Raw genomic sequence first — 15,756 nt, forward strand, 5'->3', positions numbered from 1 at the left:
GCTCGGCGGCCCCTGGATTGCTTCGTCGCTACGCTCCTCGCAATGACGGAAGTGCCGTCAATTCTCCCGCTTGAGCGCGCTCTCGTGCCAGCGCCGCAGCAGCAGATGCGAGATCCAGCTCGTCGCCAGGAAGATGGCGATGCCCGACATCGAGATCATGATCAAAGCCGCGAAGACGCGGGGGATCTTGAGCTGATAGCCGGCCTCGAGGATGCGGTAGGCCAGCCCCGACTCGGTGCCGCCGGTGCCGGCGACGAACTCGGCGACGACCGCGCCGATCAGCGCCAGGCCGCCGGAGATCTTCAGGCCAGCGAGGAAATAGGGCAACGCCGCTGGCAGCTTGAGGTAGCGCATCGTCTGCCAGCGCGTCGCGCCGTAGAGCTGGAAGAAGTTGATCAGGTTGTGGTCGGCCGAGTTCAGCCCGAGGATCGTGTTCGACAGGATCGGGAAGAAGGCGACGATCCAGGCGCAGATCAGCAGCGACAGGTTGATGTCGCCGGCCCAGATGATGATCAGCGGCGCGATCGCGACGATCGGCGTCACCTGCAGGATCACCGCATAGGGCAGCAGCGACATCTCCAGCCATTTCGACTGGGTGAAGAGCACCGCCAGCGAGACGCCGAAGATGATGGCCGCCGCCAGCGCCATGAAGGTGATGCGCAAGGTGATCAGCAGCGAGCCCGACAGCGTGCCCCAGTCGGCGACCAGCGTCTGGCCGATCAGGAGCGGGCCGGGCAGGATATAGGGCGGGATCTGCTTCCAGCGGACGACGAACTCCCACAGCGCCAGCGCGAGCACGCCGATGACGATCGGCGCCAGGATGCGCGGCCAGGCGCTCGCGGGCAGGCCGAGCACGCGCGGCTCGGTCAGGAAGACAGGGCGGGCCTCAGCATCGGTGCCGTCATGAGCCGGTTGCGGCAGGCCGTGATCGAGGGACGCGCTCATGAGCCGATCGCCTCCTTGAGCTTGCCGGAGACGACGCGGCAGAGATGGGCGTAGTCGGAGGAGGTGCGGAACAGCTCGTCGCGCGGATAGGGCGCGTCGACGTCGAGATCGGCCATCACCCGGCCGGGCCGCGCCGCCATCACGACAATGCGCTTGGAGAGGTAGACCGACTCGAAGACCGAATGAGTGACGAAGACCGCGGTGAACTTGGTCTTCCACCAGAGTTCGAGCAGGTCGTCGTTGAGGCGATGGCGGGTGATCTCGTCGAGCGCCGCGAAGGGCTCGTCCATCAGCAGGATCTTTGGCCGCATCACCAGCGCGCGGGCGATCGAGACGCGCATCTTCATGCCGCCGGAGAGCTCGCGCGGATAGGACTTCTCGAAGCCCTTGAGCCCGACCAGCTCCAGCATCTCGGCGCTGCGCTGCTCCGCCTCGCGCTTCGGCATGTGCTTGAGGATCAGCGGCATCATCACGTTTGCGAGCGCGTTCGCCCAGGGCATCAACGTCGGGTCCTGGAAGACGAAGCCGAGATCGCGCTCGGGCTTGCCGGAGGCATCGTGGCTGGTCGTCGGCCACTCGATCGTGCCGGTCGAGGGCGCGCCCAGGCCGGCGATCATGCGCAGCAGCGTGGACTTGCCGCAGCCGGAAGGGCCGAGCAGGCTGATGAACTGGCCGGTGCCGAGATCGAGATTGACGTCGCGGACGGCGAGCGTGCCGTTGGCGAACTGCTTGGAGACGTGCCGGACGGAGACGAGCGGCTTGCCGCCTCCGGTCTTCTCGTCATGAGGTGTGCTCAGATAGGCTGTGTCCAAAGCCTGATGATCCGTTCTCGTAGTCAGCCGCAACCGTAGACGTCATCCCGGCCGAAGCGCCGGGATCCATCGTAAAGCGCGGCGTCTCACGATGGACCCCGGAGCGGCGCGGCTTCACCGCTTGTCCGGGATGACGGGTGCGCCGGCTTTAAGCCTTGCCGACGCCCTTGTTGATGAAGTCGAGGCTGTAGGCCTTCTTGATGTCGATGCCGGCCGGGAAGACGCCGGCCTCGGTCATGCCCTTGTAGAACTCGGCCCAGCGCGCATCGGTCATGGCGCCGATGCCGAGCGTCAGCGCGTCGCCGGAGAGCACGATGCCCTTCTCGTTCATCACCTTGGCCGCATAGTCGATCTTGGCCTGATCCATGTCGGGATTGTCCTTGAGGATCAGCGCATTCGCCGCGGCGACCGCCGGACCGCCCTTCATGTACTCGGCCCAGCCTTCGAGCGAGGCGGTGACGAAGCGCTGCACCAAGTCCTTCTTCTCGTCGGCCATCTTCTTCGAGATGTTGATGGTCGTGTTGTAGTTGGCGAAGCCGGCATCGGCGAGGAGGTGCACGACCGGGTTGACGCCGGCCTGCTGGATCGCGAAGGGCTCGGATGAGAGGAAGCCCTGCTGCGAGATCGTCTTGTCGGCCAGGAACGGCGCCATGTTGAAGGTGTAGGGCCGGATCTGCTCGTCGGTGTAGCCGAACTTGGCCTTGAGAAAGGGCCAGTAGCTGTTACGGCCGGCGGCGCCGACCAGGATCGGCTTGCCCTTCAGCGCGGCCAGCGAGTCGTTGCCGACGCCGGGATGCGAGATCAGGACCTGCGGGTCCTTCTGGAAGATCGAGGCGATGCAGAGGAAGGGGATGTTCTCCTGCGCGTAGCGGATCGCCTCGAAGGAGTTCGACATGATCATGTCGACGCGGCCGCCGAGCAGGAGCTGCGACGGGTTCTGCTGCGGGCCGCCCATGCGGATGTCGGCGTCGATGCCGTATTTCTTGTAGATGCCGTTGGCGGCGGCGAGATAGAAGCCGCCATGCTCAGCCTGAGCGCGCCAGTTGGTCTGGTAGCTGACCTTGTCGAGCGTCTGCGCGTTAACGCGGGCGCCGGGAACCGGAACGAGGACCGATGCAGCCGAGCCGCCGATCAGGCCGAGCGCGGCGCGACGGCTCACGCGGTATTTCATCGACATGGAAAATCTCCCTGGAGCTTTCGCTGGCAGCGCCGGGCGCCGCGATTGGCCGCACGCGAGCAACATATATGCCATGCCGGACGAGCCCGTGGAAATGCGGCATGGCGCGTTTACGCACAGGGATCAGGCAATTGCCTTAAACGCCGGCAGATGCCTTTGCGGCAGGCAGGACACAAGCCCTCATCCTGAAGAGCAGCCAAGCGGCGTCTCGAAGGATGAGCCAGCTCGCGGCGACAGCGTCTTCTGCAGCATCCTTCGAGACGCGATCTGCGATCGCTCCTCAGGATGAGGGCTTGGAAGGCGAACCCTTGGGCCGCTATGCAAGCCGGGCGCTTCCTCAAATCATGCTTCCGGCTAAGGTAGCGCCGACTGAGCTTGACCTGGAACCCGCATGACCCGCCCTGCCCTCGCCGCCTTGCGCGCCGAACTTGCCGACCTGACCATCTATGACGACGCGCCGTCGCTCAGGATGCATAGCCGCGACTTCTTCTGGTTCTCGCCGGTGCTGAAGCCGGACCTGGAGGGCAAGCAGGCTGAGCTCATCATCCTGCCGAAGAGCAAGGACGAGGTCCGGCGCATCGCCTCAGCCTGCGCGCGCCATCGCGTGCCGCTGACGGTGCGCGGCGGCGGCACCGGCAATTACGGCCAGGCCGTGCCGCTGGAAGGCGGCGTGGTGCTGAACCTGACCCGGCTCAACCGCGTCGTCTCGACCACGCTCGGCGCGGGCCGGTTCGAGGCCGGCGCCAACCTGCTCGACATCGACAAGGCGCTCTGGCCGCTCGGCCAGGAGTTGCGCATGCACCCCTCGACGCGGGCGCAGGCGACGATCGGCGGCTTCGTCGCCGGCGGGGCGGCCGGGGCCGGCTCCTGCACCTGGGGCCAGATCGACAATCTCGGCGCCGTCATCGCGCTCGAAGTCATGACGGTCGAGGCCGAGCCGCGGCTGATCGAGCTGCGCGGCAAGGAGATCCTCAAGGTGATGCACGCCTACGGCGTCAACGGCATCATCACCGAGGTCGAGGTGCCCCTCGCCCCCGCCCATGCCTGGGCCGAGCGGATCGCGACCTTCGACACGCTGAAAGAGGCCGCCGCCTTCGGCCAGGCCTTCACCGAATGCGACGGCATCGCCAAGAAGCTGGTCAGCATCCACGACCCGCGCATCGCGCCCTATCTGCGCCGGCTCGGCCCCTATCTCGGCGAGGACAAGGCCTTCGCCATCCTGATGGTCTCCGAGCCGCAGGGCGACGAGCTCGACCGGCTGATCGCCGAGATGGGCGGCAGCGTCACCTTCTCGCGCGGCGCCGAGGCGGCGCGGCTGGCGGCTTTCGGCGAGCATCGCGAGAAGGGCGCGCCGGGACCGCTCTACGAGTACACCTGGAACCACACGACGCTGCACGCGCTCAAGGTCGATCCGAGCATCACCTATCTGCAGCTGCGCTTCCCGCCCGTCCGCAATCTCGAACTGCTGGAATGGGCGGAGAAAGCGTTCCACGACGACGTGATCTTCCACATCGAGTTCCAGCGCCGGCAGGGCAAGGTCTATCATTCCAGCTTGCCGCTGGTGCGCTTCAGCACGGCCGAGCGCCTGCACGAGATCATGGCCAAGGCTGAGGAAGCCGGCATCCAGGCCTCCAACCCGCATACCTGGGTGCTGAACAATGCCGGCTGGAAGCGCACCGACGCGCCGCAGCCGGAGTTCAAGCGCCTCGCCGACCCGCACGGCCTGATGAACCCCGGCAAGCTGCTGGACTGGCAGGCTGCGGCCGCGGAAGCGGCGGAATAGGCCTGCCGGAGTATGCGCGCGATGAAGGTCCTGATCTTCGGTGCGACCGGCATGGTCGGGCAAGGCGTGCTGCGCGAGTGCCTGCTCGATGACGGCGTCCGGACGGTCGTCACGGTCGGCCGGCACCCGACCGGGCAGAAGCATCCGAAGCTCCGCGAGATCATCCATGCCGACCTGCTGAACTACCGCGCGCTCGAAGGCCGGCTCTCCGGCTTCGACGCCTGCTTCTTCTGCCTCGGCGTCGCCTCGGCCGGGATGAGCGAGGCGGATTACAGCCGCATCACCTACGACATCCCGCTCGCGGCCGCCCAGGCGCTGCTGCCGCGCAATCCGGAGATGACCTTCGTCCATGTCTCCGGCGGCGGGGCCGATAGCAGCGAGCAGGGCCGCGTGATGTGGGCGCGGGTCAAGGGCAAGGCCGAGAACGCCCTGCTGCGCCTGCCCTTCAAGGCGGTCTACGTGCTGCGCCCAGGCGCGATCCGGCCGATGCACGGCATCAAGTCGAGCACGCGCGCCTATCGGATCATCTACAGCCTGCTCGCGCCGATCCTGCCGCTGCTTGAGCGGCGCTACCCGCAATACGTCACCTCGACCGAGTGCGTCGGCAGGACGATGCTCACGCTCGCCCGCGACGGCACGCAAGGGCGCATCCTCGATTGCGCCGACATCAACCGCATCGCGACCCTTTCCGGCGGCTGAGCCCGTCACGACGACAAGGACCACAGCATCATGAGCGCGCGTTTCTGGGGCGACCTCAAGACCACCGAATTCGAGGGCCTCTCCGCCGACAAGACCGTCGCCGTGCTGCCGCTGGCCGCGATCGAGCAGCACGGCCCGCATCTGCCCGTGTCGGTCGACGCCACCATCATGAACGCGATGCTGGCGCAGGCGATGCCGCTGGTTCCGGCCGGGCTCGACGTGCTGGTGCTGCCGACGGTCGCGATCGCCAAATCGAACGAGCACCTGCATTCGCCGGGCACCCTGACCCTCTCCTGGGAGAGCGCGACGCAGAGCTGGATCGAGATCGGCGAGAGCGTGCTGCGCGCCGGGTTGCGCAAGCTGGTGATCGTGACCTCGCATGGCGGCAATATCGACCCGATGAAAGTGGTCTCACGGGAACTCCGCGTGCGCCACGGCATGCTGGCCGTGACGACCGCCTGGCGCGCCTTCGGCCTGCCCGCCGGCCTCTATGCCGATCTCGACGCCAATCACGGCATCCATGCCGGCGATATCGAGACCTCGCTGATGCTGCATTTCCGGCCCGACCTCGTCGACATGAGCAAGGCCGGGCGCTTCGAGCCATCGACGATCAAGATGCAGGGCGAGTACGCCTGGCTGCGCCCGACCGGCCTGCACGCCCATGCCTGGATGGCACAGGACGTTCATCCCTCCGGCGCCGCGGGCGATGCCAGCCTCGCCACGGCCGAGAAGGGCAAGGCGACGGCGGCGTTCCAGGCGAAGGGGTTTGTCGAGTTGCTGGCGGATGTGGCGAAGTTTCCGCTGGCGAGCTTGCACAAGGCGGGGTGAGGCGCCGGCCACCGGCGTCATGCTCGGGCTTGTCCCGAGCATCTCAGGACGGAAGGCGCCCTATCCGGCAAGAGTTTCTCGGGACGAGCCCGAGAACGACGCATCTTTGGTCAATCCGCGACGGCGTCGCCTTCGCATTGCCTGGGACCAGTTCGATTCGACGGGGTAGCTGCTCGCCCCTGATCGCGCCGAGAAGGCGACGGCGAAGATGCTGGCGCAATTGCACTGTGGGCGACGGCGTTGCGCAACGCGCGCAGCGGCGTGCCTCATGGGCAATTCGCGATATGATTTCAAAGCATTAGAAGATACTTTAAGCGCGAAAAGCGGGGGTCATGAAATGGCCCATTTCGAGGCTATTTTTATAAGACGGCTAACGATTAGCGATCTATGATCGCGCGCTTCGCAGCCACCTCGCACCCCAGCCCCGGAGTTCCCCGACCGATATGAACGCAGCCGACAGCACCACCTCGATCCTGATTCATCTTGCCGGCGCGGTGGCGCTGCTGATCTGGGCGGTACGGCTGGTCCGAACCGGCGCGACGCGGGCGTTCGGCTCCTCGCTGCGGCAGGCGCTCGCACGCTTCACCCAGAACCGCGCCTCGGCGATGGCCGGTGGCGCGGTGGTGACGCTGATCCTGCAAAGCTCGACCGCGACGACGCTGCTGCTCTCCTCCTTCGTCGGGCAGACGCTGATCGCGCTGCCGATGGCGTTTGCGGTGCTGCTCGGCGCCAATATCGGCACGGCGCTCGCCGCCTTCATCGTCTCGCTCGATCTCGGCTGGATCTGGGGCCTGTGCCTTGCGGTCGGCGTGGCGCTCTATCTCGCCAACGAGGCGATGGACAAGGCGCGCAACATCGGGCGCCTGCTGGTCGGCATCGGGCTGATCCTGCTCTCGCTGGTCGAGCTGAAGGCGGCTTCCGCGCCGCTGGCGCAATCGCCGACCTTCCGCATGGTGTTCGAGGCGCTGGCCGGCGAGCCGGTGATGGCGATCGCGGTCGCCGTGCTGGCGACCTGGCTGACCCATTCCAGCCTCGCCATCGTGCTGCTGATCGCCTCGTTCTGGTCGGGCGGGCTGCTCTCGCCGGCGATGGCGCTGACGCTGATCGTCGGCGCCAATCTCGGCAACGCGCTGGTGCCTGTGGTCGACCAGCTCGGCGCGCCGGTGGCGCAGCGGCGGGTGGCGGTCGCCAACCTGTTCACCCGCATGGTCATCACGCTGGCGGTCGTGCCGTTCGCGAAGCCGCTGGCGGCCTGGATCATGACGCTGTCGAGCGATTCCGCCCGGCTCGCGGTCGAGATCCACCTTGGCCTCAACATCCTGGGCGGGCTCGTCTTCCTGCCCTTCGTCACGCCGATCGCCACTCTCGTTACCCGCCTGATGCCGGCGGAGCCGGCGACCGAGCGCACGACCCGGCCGCTCTATCTCGACCCCGGCGTGCTCGACAGTCCGTCGGAGGCGCTCGCCTGCGCCATGCGCGAGACGCTGCATCTCGGCGACCGCGTCGGCGAGATGCTGAAGGATACGCTGACCCTGCTCGACGGCGACAAGCTCAAGCTGTCGCGCGAGATCGCCGAGGCCGATGACGGCGTCGATGCGATCCACGAGGCGATCAAGCTCTATCTGGTGCGGCTGTCGCGCTTGGAGCTCAGCGAGGAGGAGAGCAAGCGCCTCGTCGAGATCATCACGCTCAACACCAACCTTGAGCATATCGGCGACATCATCGACAAGAACCTGCGGGAGCTGGCCGAGAAGAAGATCCGCAAGGGCTACCCGCTTCTCGCCGGAAGGGCTCGCCGAGATCAGCGCCCTGCACGGCAAGGTGATGCACAGCCTGCGCCTGGCGCTCAACGTGCTCGCCACCCGCGACATCGCGCTGGCGCGCCAGCTCTTCGACGAGAAGCCGGCCATGCGCTCGGCCGAGCGGCAGGCGACCGAGAGCCACTACGAGCGGCTGCGCAGCGGGGTCCTGGAGTCGATCGAGACCTCCTCGATCCATCTCGACGTGCTGCGCGACCTCAAGCGCATCCACGGCCACATCACCTCGATCGCCTATCCGATCCTGGAGGCGGCCGACGAGCTGAGGGAAACGCGGCTGCGGCGCGCGGAGACGCCGTCGCACGAGGGCAATTTCGACCTCGCGATGCCGCAACCGAAGGGGTGAACCCTTAGCCAATTGGCCACGCCGCCGTTATGGCTTCCCCAACAAACCGGCATTGGTCGCTTGCGCCAGGGCGCGGCATGATCGGGCTCCGATCATGCCAGCGTCCGGGTCTCCCATGCAGCTCCAGCTCCTGCGCAACGCCCTGCTCAAGCTCAGCTATGCCGGGCGGACATTCCTGATCGATCCCGATCTCGGACCGAAGCACAGCCGCCCCTCCTTCACCGGGCGCTCGCAGAATCCGATGGTCGACCTGCCGGAGCCGATCGAGACGATCCTGGCCGGCGTCGAGCAGCTGATCGTCTCGCATCTCCATGCCGACCATTTCGACGAAGTCGCCAAGGCGCGCATTCCCAAGCACCTGCCGCTGATCTGCCAGCCCGGAAACGAAGAGACGATCACCGCCGCCGGCTTCCAGTCGGTCGTCCCGCTGGAGAACTTCCTGCGGCTGGGCTCGATCGTGATCAAGCGCCACCCGGCCCAGCACGGCACCGGCGCGGTCGTCGAGAAGATGGGGCGGGTGATGGGCTTCAGCCTGGAGGCGCCGGGCGAGCCCACACTCTACTGGTGCGGCGACAGCGTGCTCTATCCGCCGCTCCTGGAAACCGTCGCTGCTATCAGGCCGGACGTGATCGTGACGCATTCCTGCGGCGCCAAGTGGGACGAGACGCTGATCGTGATGGATGCCGAGCAGACGCTCGACCTTTGCGCGGCCGCGCCCGGCGCCACGGTCATCGCGACGCATATGGAGGCGCTCGACCACGCCACGATCAGCCGCGCCGCGCTGCGCGAGGCCGCCGAGGCGCGCGGCATCGGGGCGGACCGGCTGCTGATCCCGGCCGACGGCGAGACGATTATGCTCAAGCTGCCGGAGCGGCTCTGACCCGCACTGCGGCCTATTCGCCCGCCTTCATCGCCCTGGCGTAGATGTCCTTGTACTGGTCGCGCAGCAGGTTCTTCTGGACCTTGCCCATGGTGTTGCGCGGCAGGTCGTCGACGATGAAGACCTGCTTGGGCAGCTTGAACTTGGCGAGGCGCTGGTCGAGCGTCCCTGCGATCGAGGCGGCGCTGATCTCGGCGCCGGGCTTGACCACGACGACCGCCGTGACGCCCTCGCCGAAATCGGGATGCGGGCAGCCGATCACGGCGCTCTCGATCACGCCGGGCATCTCGTCGATCTCGGTCTCGACCTCCTTGGGATAGACGTTGTAGCCGCCGGTGATGATCAGGTCCTTGCCGCGCCCGACGATGTGGACGTAGCCGGCCGGGTCGATCTTGCCGAGGTCGCCGGTGATGAAGAAGCCGTCGTCGCGGAACTCGGCCCTGGTCTTCTCGGGGTTGCGCCAATAGCCCTTGAAGACGTTGGGACCCTTGACCTCGATCATGCCGATCTCGTCGCGGCCGAGCTCCTTGCCGGTCTCGGGGTCCGTGACGCGGGCGGAGACGCCCGGCAGCGGAAAGCCGACCGTGCCGGCGACGCGCTCGCCCTCATAGGGGTTCGAGGTGTTCATGTTGGTCTCGGTCATGCCGTAGCGCTCGAGGATGGCGTGGCCGGTGCGCTCGCGCCATTCGCGATGGGTCTCGGCGAGCAAGGGGGCCGAGCCGGAGACGAAGAGCCGCATATGCGCGGTCGCCTCCTTCGTCAGGCGCTGGTCCTGGAGCAGGCGGACGTAGAAGGTCGGCACGCCCATCATCGCCGTCGCCTGCGGCAGGTGCTTGAAGACCTGGTCGGGATCGAATTTCGGCATGAAGATCATCGAGGCGCCGGCGAAGAGGATCGTGTTGGTCGCGACGAAGAGCCCGTGCGTGTGGAAGATCGGCAGGGCGTGCAGCAGCTTGTCGGCCTTGGTGAAGCGCCAGTAGTCGACCAGCGCCAGCGCGTTCGAGGCCAGGTTGTCATGGCTCAGCATCGCGCCCTTGGAGCGGCCGGTCGTCCCGGAGGTGTAGAGGATGGCGGCGAGGTCGTCCGGCCCGCGCGCGACGTCGGCGAACTCGGTCGACGCGGCGAGCGCGCGGTCGGCCAGCGTGCCGGCGGAAACCTCGTGCGTGCGCCAGATTCCGAGCGTCTCCAGCTTGGCCCCGGCCTTCTCGGCATAGGGGCGCAGCGCCTCGGCCTTGGCCGGGTCGCAGACGAAGACGGCGGGCTCGGCATCGCCGAGGAAATACTCGATCTCGGCCGGGGTATAGGCGGTGTTCAGCGGCAGGAAGATCGCGCCGGCGCGGACCGTGCCGAGATAGAGCATCAGCGCCTCGATGCTTTTCTCGACCTGGACGGCGACGCGGTCGCCCGGCTTGACGCCGAGCGCGGTCAGCGCATTGGCGAAGCGGGCCGAGATGGCGAGCATGTCGGAATAGAGATAGGTGCGGCCGTCATCGAGCAGCGCGAAGGGAGCGTCGGGCGCGGGAACGCGCGCCTTGATGAGGTCGAACAGGTGGTTGGCCATCGTAGAATCTTGTCCTTGGAAGTCTCGTGGGGCGTTTCTTGAAGGGCGTTTCTTGGTGGTTCAGGTCTTGGTGGTTCAGGTCCTGGTGGTTCAGGTCGCTGCCGGGCGCAGCAGCTTGCGCGCGGCGGATGAAGCGACGACCGTGTTGCGCGTGGCGAAGGCCTCGTGGTTCACCTCGATGTCGGCGAGGTCATAGCGGTAGTTGACCATGATGCCATGCGACTCGCGCAGGCCGCGCGCCGAGAGGTTGCCGCCGACATTGATGCGCTCGAGCCGCGCGCCATTGCCGAGGTGGAAGCGGGCGACCGGGTCGATGACGCGGCCGGAGCCGGTGCGGGCGCGCAGCAGGTATTGCGCCGCCATTTGGCCGAGCAGCTTGTCGCGACGCAGGCGGGCGGCATCGTCGAGTGAGATCGTCTCGCCGAAGGGGCGCGCCAGCTCCGAACTCTCCTCGTTGGTCAGGCCGAGTTCGATGGGCTCGGCGATGGCGCCGTCGAGCCAGCGCGCAAAGCCAGGCAGCGGCGAGAGCGTGACGAAGGTGTCGAGCCCGGGCAACTCGCGCTTCAGGTCCTCTGCGACCTGCTTGATCAGGAAATTGCCGAAGGAGATGCCGCGCAGGCCCTCCTGGCAGTTCGAGATCGAATAGAACACCGCCGTCGTCGCCTTCTGCGCCGGCAGCACGTCGCGGTCCTCGCTGAGGACGTCGCTGATGGCGCGCGGGGTCTCCTTGGTCAGCGCGACCTCGACGAAGATCAGCGGCTCGTCGACCAGTTGCGGATGGAAGAAGGCGAAGCAGCGCCGGTCGGCCGGCTCCAGCCGCCGGCGCAGGTCGTCCCAGCCCTGGATCTCGTGCACCGCCTCGTAGCGGATGATCTTCTCCAGCACGTTGGCCGGCGTGCGCCAGTCGATGCGGCGCAGCACCAGGAAGCCACGGTTGAACCAGGAGCCGAACAGGTGCCGGAAGTCGGTATCGACCACGGCGAGGTCGGGCTCCTTGGCCAGCGCCTCGAACATCGCTTCGCGCATGCGGACCAGCACATGCGTGCCGCCGGGCGCGAGGTTGAGCCGGCGGAACAGCTCCTGCCGGCGCGGCTCGGAGGCGAGGTGCAGCGCCGCGATCGAAGCCGGGCGCGGATCCTCGCGATATTGCGCCAGCGCCTTGTCGAGCCGCTCGGCGTCGGGGCCGAACCTGTCCTGCAGCATGCGGAAAAAGTCGAGCCGGCCGGCCGCGTCGAGCCCATCCCAGGCGTCGAGCACGGCCTGGGCCAACGCCATGCCCGAGGCCTCGCCACGACCGGAGAGCAGGTCCTCGCAGAGCCGGTCGAGCGGGCGGCTGCGGCCATTGCCGAAGCGCTCGAGCCCGATCAGCGCGCGACCGCGATCGGCCACGCTGGTCAGAAGATCGCCGAGAAACGCCATGTCCATGTCAGCCCTCTCCGCTGCCCCAGCGCACTTTCCGTTCGGCTGGAATCAGCCGAACGATAAGAATTCGCGCCAGCACAAAGCCAATCCTATACGAGTTTTCGCGTATCGGAACGGAGCGGGTGTCAGCGCAGGAGGCTCCACGCCTTCAGGAAAAAGTCCGGCGCGCCGAAATTGCCTGATTTCAAGGCAATCACCATCTCCGGCCCATCGACGACGCGGGTCCAGGGCACGCCCGGGTCGATTTCCGGGCCGATCTCCAGCGTGCGGATGCCCAAGCCCTGGACGACCGCGCCCGAAGTTTCACCACCCGCGACCAGCATCCGGGTGACGCCGCCCTGCGAGAGCAGCCTGGCGACCTGGGAAAAGGCGGTCTCGACGATCTCGCCGGCCTTGTCGCGGCCGAGCCTGCCCTGGACGGCAGCGATTTCGGCCGGGTCATCGCTGGAATAGAGCAGGAAGGGCTGCGCGGTGGACTGGGCCAGCGCCCAGGCGGCGAGTTCCGCCGAGCTCTGGCTGCCATCGGCGAGCGCCATCGGGTCGACCTTGAGCGCGGGGCAGCCAGCCTCCAGCGCCGCCTTGATCTGGCCGCGCGTCGCAGTCGAGCAGCTGCCGGAGATGATGCCGGCGCGACCCTGCGGGGCGCTGAGATGGCCGGCGATCTCGCGTTCGGGCAGCAGCCCCGCCCTGCGGAAATTCTGCGGCAGGCCCATCGCGATGCCCGACCCACCGGTGAGCAGCACCTGCCCGTCGAGCGCCTCGCCCAGCACCATCAGGTCGTGGTTGGTGAGCGCGTCGGTGACGACGTAGGGGGTGTCCTGCGCGGCCAGCTCGGCGATGCGGGCCTTCACTGCCCGGGCGCCTTCGAGCACCGTGGCATAGCCGACATGGCCGACCTTGGCCTGCGTCTGCGCGCCCATCAGGCGCATCAGGTTGGAATCCCGCATCGGCGTCAGCGGGTGGTCCTTCATCGAGCTTTCATGCAGCGGCACGGAGCCGACGAAGAGGTAGCCCTGGTAGATCGAGCGTCCGTTCGCCGGGAAAGCCGGGCAGACGATGGCGCTTTGCGCGCCGAGCCGGCGCATCAGCGCATCCGCGACCGGGCCGATATTGCCGTGCGGCGTCGAGTCGAAGGTCGAGCAGTACTTGAACAGGATCTGGCGCGCGCCGGCGGCAAGCAGCGCCTCGCAGGCGGCCAGCGATTGCGCGACGGCCTCCGAGACGGGATTGGTGCGCGACTTCAACGCCACCACCACGGCGTCGGCCTCGGGCAGCGCCGAATTGGCAGCCGGCGCGCCAATCACCTGGACGGTGCGCATTCCCGCGCGGTTGAGCATCAGGGCGACATCGGTCGCGCCGGTCATATCGTCGGCGATCACACCTAGCAGCATTCATTCCATCCCTGCTGGTAGCGCACATGTGATGTACGCAAACGCCATCGGCGTCCTGCTTGATATCGTTGATTTCAGCCGTGACTAGCAGAGATTGTGACGGAAGTGTCGGAGGGCAAGGCATGCCCGCCCCAAGCTGACGCAAGCGGCTTGGCCGTCAACTTGCATGCGGGGCGGCATCTGGAATGCCAGCGGAAAAGATGCCAGAAATGCGACGACGGCCCATCGACGGCGAGCGCGACTTACGCCAACTTAGTACCGGGTGGGACCAAATCGGATAATCGGCCTCGTGCACCAGCAGCGGTGCGGCGTGCCGGCATCCCGACACGACAGAAAGCATCGTTCAGGCACCAGAACTCCAAACCACAAGCACGCATCATCTCGTTCAAAAACAAAGAGGGGAATTCAGATGAAGCTCTTCGCCGCGCTGGCTTCGGCCACGTTCCTGACGCTCGCCACCCTGCCCTCCGTGGCGCAGGCACAGGCGCCGTCGACCCTGCGCATCGGCCTGCAGGAAGACCCGGACGTGCTCGACCCGCACAAGGCGCGCACCTTCGTCGGCCGCATCGTCTTCATGGGCCTGTGCGACAAGCTGCTCGACATCGATCCGAACCTGAAGATCATCCCGCAGCTCGCCACCGAATGGTCGTTCTCGGCCGACGGCCTGACGCTGACCATGAAGCTGCGCAGCGACGCCAAGTTCCATGACGGCGAGCCCTTCAACGCCGAGGCGGCCAAGGCCAACCTCGAACGCGCGATGACGCTGCAGGATTCGCTGCGCAAGTCGGAGCTCGCCTCCGTCGCCAGCGTCGAGGCGCCCGACGCGACCACGCTCGTCTTCAAGCTGAAGCGCCAGGACGCGACGCTGCTCTCGCAGCTCACCGACCGCGCCGGCATGATGCTGGCGCCGAAGACCCTGACCAGCGATGTCGGCGCCAAGCCGGTCTGCTCCGGCCCCTACAAGTTCGTCGAGCGCGTGCAGAACGACCGCATCGTGCTGGAGAAGTTCAAGGACTACTGGGACGCCAAGAACTACCATTTCGACCGGATTCTCTACCGCACCATCCCCGACACGACCGTGCGCCTCGCCAACCTGCGCGCCGGCGAGCTCGACATGCTCGAACGCCTCGCGCCCACCGACGTGAAGTCGGCCCAGGCCGACAAGAGCCTCAAGGTCCAGAGCACCGCCAATCTCGGCTACCAGGGCATCACCATCAACACCGGCAACGGCGAGGCCGCCAACAACCCGGTGGGCAAGGACAAGCGCGTGCGCCAGGCGCTCTCGCTGGCGATCGACCGCAAGGTGCTGAGCCAGGTCGTGTTCGAAGGGCTCTACGAGCCGATGATCCAGCCCTTCAACCCGAAGAGCCCCTATACCAGCGCCGAATTCCCGGTGCCGGAGCGCGACGTCGCCAAGGCCAAGGCGCTGCTCAAGGAAGCGGGTCTCTCTAAGGTCACCGTCGAGCTCTTCGTCACCAACAACCCGGTCGACACCCAGCTCGGCCAGGTCATCCAGGCGATGGCGCAGGAGGCCGGCTTCGACATCCAGCTGCGCTCGAGCGAGTTCGCCAGCCAGCTGCGCGACCAGCAGCAGGGCAAGTTCCAGATGAGCCGGATCGGCTGGTCGGGCCGCATCGACCCTGACGGCAACATCCACCAGTTCGTCACGACCAAGGGCAGCCAGAACGACGGCAAGTACAGCAATGCCGAAGTCGACAGGCTGCTCGACGAGGCCCGCACGGTCTACGACGTCGAGGCCCGCAAGAAGCTCTACGACGCCGCCCAGCGCATCCTCCAGGACGAGCGGCCGCAGATCTACCTCTACAACCAGACGGTGTTCTTCGCCCTGCGCTCGAACCTCCAGGGCTTCGTGATCAATCCGGACGGGATGATCCGGCTCACGGGGCTGAAGCGGCAGTGACGAGCGCGATGCCGTTGCCGGCAAACGCGCCTCCCTTCCCCCTTGTGGGGAAGGGATGGGGATGGGGGGCGAACGACCGGGTGGGCGATCTTTCGCTTGCAGCAGTCGCAGCCTTCAACCATGACGCCGCTTGTTCCGGCTTTACGCCCCCCACCCCTCTCCCCTCCCCGCAAG

Annotated in this window: 12 protein-coding genes and 1 pseudogene; 7 read left to right on the plus strand and 6 right to left on the minus strand. The window is 66.9% G+C overall.

Annotated elements, in window-relative coordinates; all coding sequences use genetic code 11:
• Positions 1–57: 57 nt before the first annotated feature.
• From DWF00_RS06835 to DWF00_RS06845, 3 genes are all read right to left on the minus strand, one after another.
• Entirely contained in the window at positions 58–945 is an 888-nt protein-coding gene (locus tag DWF00_RS06835) for an ABC transporter permease (RefSeq protein ID WP_114830677.1), read from the minus strand.
• Positions 942–1,757, minus strand: a complete 816-nt coding sequence (locus DWF00_RS06840) for an ABC transporter ATP-binding protein (protein ID WP_245973771.1) — start codon at positions 1,755–1,757, stop codon at positions 942–944. Before DWF00_RS06840 ends, DWF00_RS06835 begins: the two co-directional genes overlap by 4 nt.
• A gap of 148 nt (positions 1,758–1,905) precedes the next feature.
• The gene (locus tag DWF00_RS06845) at positions 1,906–2,934 is read right to left on the minus strand and encodes an ABC transporter substrate-binding protein (protein ID WP_114830678.1); all 1,029 of its coding nucleotides are present in this window, start codon (positions 2,932–2,934) and stop codon (positions 1,906–1,908) included.
• 391 nt (positions 2,935–3,325) lie between these two features.
• Here DWF00_RS06845 and DWF00_RS06850 point away from each other — a divergent pair, with 391 nt between their 5' ends.
• From DWF00_RS06850 to DWF00_RS06870, 6 genes and pseudogenes are all read left to right on the plus strand, one after another.
• Positions 3,326–4,717: an FAD-binding oxidoreductase gene (locus DWF00_RS06850; protein WP_114830679.1), complete on the plus strand. Its 1,392-nt coding sequence runs from the start codon at positions 3,326–3,328 to the stop codon at positions 4,715–4,717.
• A 21-nt stretch (positions 4,718–4,738) separates the two neighbouring features.
• A complete protein-coding gene (locus DWF00_RS06855) occupies positions 4,739–5,416 on the plus strand; it encodes an NAD-dependent epimerase/dehydratase family protein (protein WP_114830726.1) in 678 nt (225 codons plus the stop codon).
• 30 nt (positions 5,417–5,446) lie between these two features.
• A complete protein-coding gene (locus DWF00_RS06860; protein ID WP_114830680.1) occupies positions 5,447–6,244 on the plus strand; it encodes a creatininase family protein in 798 nt (265 codons plus the stop codon).
• Positions 6,245–6,687: 443 nt separating this feature from the next.
• Positions 6,688–7,956 (plus strand): annotated as a pseudogene (locus DWF00_RS06865) (Na/Pi cotransporter family protein); the annotation flags it as partial.
• Between the two features lie 112 nt (positions 7,957–8,068).
• Positions 8,069–8,407: a PhoU domain-containing protein gene (locus DWF00_RS30090; RefSeq protein WP_425453064.1), complete on the plus strand. Its 339-nt coding sequence runs from the start codon at positions 8,069–8,071 to the stop codon at positions 8,405–8,407.
• A gap of 115 nt (positions 8,408–8,522) precedes the next feature.
• Entirely contained in the window at positions 8,523–9,287 is a 765-nt protein-coding gene (locus DWF00_RS06870) for an MBL fold metallo-hydrolase (protein ID WP_114830682.1), read from the plus strand.
• Positions 9,288–9,300: 13 nt separating this feature from the next.
• Here DWF00_RS06870 and DWF00_RS06875 read toward each other — a convergent pair whose 3' ends face one another.
• The 3 genes from DWF00_RS06875 to otnK form a co-directional block, all read right to left on the minus strand.
• Complete coding sequence (locus tag DWF00_RS06875; RefSeq protein WP_114830683.1) at positions 9,301–10,848, minus strand: malonate--CoA ligase; 1,548 nt, start codon at positions 10,846–10,848, stop codon at positions 9,301–9,303.
• A gap of 90 nt (positions 10,849–10,938) precedes the next feature.
• Positions 10,939–12,273 carry a malonyl-CoA decarboxylase gene (locus DWF00_RS06880; protein ID WP_114830684.1) on the minus strand — a complete coding sequence of 445 codons (1,335 nt, stop codon included), beginning with the start codon at positions 12,271–12,273 and terminating at the stop codon, positions 10,939–10,941.
• 122 nt (positions 12,274–12,395) lie between these two features.
• Entirely contained in the window at positions 12,396–13,661 is a 1,266-nt protein-coding gene (gene otnK, locus DWF00_RS06885; protein ID WP_114830685.1) for a 3-oxo-tetronate kinase, read from the minus strand.
• Between the two features lie 409 nt (positions 13,662–14,070).
• Here otnK and DWF00_RS06890 point away from each other — a divergent pair, with 409 nt between their 5' ends.
• A complete protein-coding gene (locus tag DWF00_RS06890) occupies positions 14,071–15,582 on the plus strand; it encodes an ABC transporter substrate-binding protein (protein WP_114830686.1) in 1,512 nt (503 codons plus the stop codon).
• Positions 15,583–15,756: the final 174 nt, after the last annotated feature.

This window comes from Allobosea caraganae, from assembly GCF_003351345.1.
Classification (GTDB): Bacteria; Pseudomonadota; Alphaproteobacteria; order Rhizobiales; family Beijerinckiaceae; genus Allobosea; species Allobosea caraganae.